The organism is Bacillus fungorum, from assembly GCF_002746455.1.
Taxonomy (GTDB): Bacteria; Bacillota; Bacilli; order Bacillales; family Bacillaceae_G; genus Bacillus_A; species Bacillus_A fungorum.
The window spans coordinates 1-4,004 of record NZ_NWUW01000080.1 but is presented as its reverse complement, the minus strand read 5'-3'; the positions used below and the strand labels follow the sequence as shown (position 1 = coordinate 4,004).

Below are 4,004 nucleotides of genomic sequence, written 5' to 3'. Positions count from 1 at the left end.
CTACACATTTTCAATGCCCCGCCCTCGCGGAATAATCTTTGGAAACCCTTGTGTTATCAGTAGATTTGATAACACAAGGGTTTTTGCAACTTTACTAACAATATAGTTTAAAATTTTGATTTAGTATTAGCTATCTGTTTGTGAACATTTCACAAACTTTTCCTGTATTTCAAATTTGATATTTAGGAAATATCCCTAAAAACAACGAATGCGATTGCCTCCTATGAGACAATCGCATTCTAATTATTTAAAGGTTAACCGATTCCGCCACCGGGATCTCCCATTCTAGCTAATAATTGTTCTGAATCTTTTTTTACTAAATTGTTTGGTTGCTCTTTACTACTAGTAGCAGTGTAAATAATTCCAGCTGCCAAAACGATACTTGTTAATACAAATAATATTTTTTTCATATAGCATCACCCTCATACATTATACCATTTCCGTTGAATTCTACCACTATTTTTTTAGGGAATTTACTGTAGAACCTATTACCAGCACACTCAAATAACTCAATTGCTTTTTCGATTAAAGAAATATCATTCTTCGCTATTCCTAAATAGCAATATTGCATTGGTGTTAGAGTGTCATTTTTCTTTTCTAAATCATTTAGGATTTCAACCGCATTTTTGTAATTTCCTCTAATAATTTCGAAAAACGCTTTTTCTGCTTGATGATATATCTCTATATTTTTCAATTCTTGCTTATTAACCAACTTAATAAACGCAAACGTATTTAAAATTAATTCTTTTCTTTGTAATTCTCTTTCAAAGTTGCATGATCCAAGTTGTTCCAAAGCTCTATTTATATATTTAGATGCACTATCATAGCATTCAAAAGTATAAGATTCCGCTAAATATACAAATGCAGATGCCCTTAAAAGATTAAAACACCCCTCAGGATCTTCTAACTCTAAAATCTCATGACATGTACTTCGTAAATTTTCAAGTTTATCCTGAACCAAATATGCAAAAGACAAACATTCTTTAATTCTGCCGAAATAAGCAGCTTTTATAAAACTATCAGATACTTTTTCCATTTTTGGTAATAACACTTCAGCATACTCAGATAAGGAATTATACGTCTCTAAATCACACATCGTATAACAGGTTAATATTCCATATAAAATCTTCATCTCGTTTGTTTTGATTACCTTTTTACCCTTACGATTTTCAAGAGTATCTAATAATTCTTGTTTTGCAATGACACCACTGCTACGCTGCCACACTAATTCATATACATAAGCCCATTCTCGATTTATTGCTAGAGATGAACTTTTTTCTTGGTCAACTATTAGTTTAAGCAGCGCAAAATCACCTTTTATATTTGCGTATTCCATTGCAATTCTTAAGTTCTTCTTGCTTGTTGTGACAGAACAGAAGGTGTGTAACATCTTTCGTTGTTTATTAATATCACTCGGATATAATATATTAAGTAATTTGATTAAATTCCAAAATCCAAATTGGTTTTTCCCAGTTAAATTCTTAGAAAGAGTTCCAGGAGAAATACCAATTATTTTAGCGATTTCATCTTGATTTTTTCTTTGGAAATCAATCTCATCAATAATTCTATCTAAGAATTTATTTAACGTTTGTTCCAAAATGGTATCTTCCCTCTTAAGTTTTTCATTCATATTATTTCTCCTTCTAATCTAAAAAAGAATTCCCCAATATCTCTTATTATATTATTTTAAACTAATGTTAGTATGTGGTATTTTACCATAAGCATATCAAAAATCATGTTATTTGTAGTCATTATAATAGAATAACTGTATATGCAATTGTGCATAAGTATATTAAGCAGCAAACTAAAAGGAGTCGAATATATTCGACTCCTTTTTTTACCTATTTTTTTATTTCAGAAAACTTATAGTTAAATTCCCCACCAAAATCATTCGTTACAATTCCTTTAATATAAGAACGCTGTAAGTATGATCTGCCTGGTTGATAGAAAGGTGCAACTGCCCCATCTTCTAATAATATTTTCTCTGCTTGTTTCATTGCTTCCCAACGAGCTTTTTCATCGCCAGCTAAATTTGTTTTCACTTGATGAATTAGTTCATCATATGCTTTGTTTGAATACTTATCAAAGTTATAGCTGCTAGTTGTCGTAAATAAATCTAAAAATGTGATAGGATCTGGAATATCAGGTCCCCATACATCAACACCTAAATCGTAATCACTATTCAGCAGCAACTGAATTTGCTGTTTGCGTGGCTGCGGCTTAACATTGATTGTTAGCCCCTCTAAATTTTTTTCTAGCTCCCCTTTTAAGTACTCCGCATTTTTCTTGGCTATTGCATTATCACTTGTTAGTAATTCTAGTGTTATCTGTTCTTTCTTAAGTTCTTGCCTTGCTTTTTTCCAATTCTCTTTCGCTGCATTTACATCATCTTTTACTAAATTCCCATTTTCTTTTCGGAAGTCTTTTCCCTCCGCTCCTTTAGCGAAATCAGCGGGTATAAAACCATCCGCAGGAAGGGAACCATTGTTTAACACTGTATCTACAAAGGCTTTCTTATTCATTGCCTGACTAATTGCCAAACGGACATGTTTATTTTTTAACACTTCATTTTTTTGATTCATACGTAAAAACTGCATAGTTACTTCAGGTCGCTCTTTAAAATCAGGACTATTTCTATATTTATCTACAAACTCACCTGTTAGTCCTACACGGTCAATTTGACCTGATTCATATAGATTTATTTCTGTTGATTTATCTTTCACGATATCAAAGTTAATTTCGTCTAATTTCACTGTTTTAGCATCCCAATAATTCGGATTCTTTTTCAATTGAAAACTTTGCTCATGCTTCCAATTGTCCAATGTAAACGCCCCGTTATAAACCAATTGATTTTCTTCTAAGCCATACTGCTTTCCTTGTGATTCAAAATACTTCTCGTTAATGGGTAAAAATGTTGCGAACGTTGTCAAGTCTATAAAATAAGGGACAGGCTGCTCTAATTGTACCTCTAATGTTTTATCATCTATTGCTTTTACCCCAAGCTGATTTACAGGTAGCTCTTTACTATTAATTCTCTTTGCATTCTTTATATCAAAGAATAGAAACGCATATTCTGCCGCTGTATTAGGATTCACAGCACGTTTCCAAGAGAATACAAAGTCTGCTGCTGTTACAGGTGTCCCATTTGACCATTTGGAATCCCTTAGATGGAATGTGTATGTTTTTTTATCTTCACTCACTTCATAAGATTCCGCTACTGCTGGTATTAGTTTATTTCCTTCCCCCAACGTATACAAACCTTCAAACACGTTTTTCATTACGTTCATTGATTCACCGTCAGTTGCCTTAGTCACATCCATAGTTGGAATCTCTGCTATATACGGTAATTGAATGGACTGTTTTGTTTCATTTTTGTCCGTTGCTTTTGCATTATTTTTTGTCTCTTTTTCTTCACTACTACAAGCTGTTAGTAGCAGACTCGTTCCTATGATAGCAGCTACAACCGATGTAACTTTTTTAAACATATTACGTTCTTCCTCTCTATATGTACGGTTTACTTAATCAGATTATCTATATATCGAACTTTGCAGACTATAAGAATAGAGATTTGCTTTTTCTAAAGTATTCTGACGCCTTTTAGTATTGTATATGTATTATCTAAATATAAACCTCTTACTACTTTACCATTAAAACCGTAGCATTCTAGAGATTATTGTGTCAATCACTAAAATTTATTTTACATTTTGTATAACGTTTTTTCTTCCTGTATATATATATATCCCTTTTTATAATTAAATTGTTAGAGATTCAATAGTAATGCTATTATATATCTATGAATAAGTTATTTCCGTTTTATTAAGTAAAGGAGCGATTACTGTTGAAAATGACAAAAGGAGATGCAATACTTCGCTTACTGACAGAAATTAAATTAGAGCTGAAAGAAACAAAAGAGGCTATTGAAAAATTAGATGAGAGATTAGAGAAAATAGAAAAGCAAACACTTCCAATAAATTCATCTAAACCTACACTAAATACTCGAAAAG

General features: G+C 31.9%; 3 protein-coding genes. All 3 read right to left on the bottom strand.

What is annotated here, in order from left to right; translation table 11 throughout:
• Positions 1–254 precede the first annotated feature (254 nt).
• Positions 255–410, bottom strand: a complete 156-nt coding sequence (locus CO726_RS32085; RefSeq protein WP_169513119.1) for a hypothetical protein — start codon at positions 408–410, stop codon at positions 255–257.
• Entirely contained in the window at positions 407–1,630 is a 1,224-nt protein-coding gene (locus CO726_RS30460) for an AimR family lysis-lysogeny pheromone receptor (protein ID WP_099686779.1), read from the bottom strand. Before CO726_RS30460 ends, CO726_RS32085 begins: the two co-directional genes overlap by 4 nt.
• Positions 1,631–1,841: 211 nt before the next feature.
• A complete protein-coding gene (locus CO726_RS30455; protein ID WP_099686778.1) occupies positions 1,842–3,485 on the bottom strand; it encodes a peptide ABC transporter substrate-binding protein in 1,644 nt (547 codons plus the stop codon).
• Positions 3,486–4,004: the final 519 nt, after the last annotated feature.

Bases quoted from the DNA above. Each gene is read 5' to 3' on its own strand.
- CO726_RS32085 (WP_169513119.1), bottom strand. From the start codon at position 410: ATGAAAAAAATATTATTTGTATTAACAAGTATCGTTTTGGCAGCTGGA.
- CO726_RS30460 (WP_099686779.1), bottom strand. From the start codon at position 1,630: ATGAATGAAAAACTTAAGAGGGAAGATACCATTTTGGAACAAACGTTA.
- CO726_RS30455 (WP_099686778.1), bottom strand. From the start codon at position 3,485: ATGTTTAAAAAAGTTACATCGGTTGTAGCTGCTATCATAGGAACGAGT.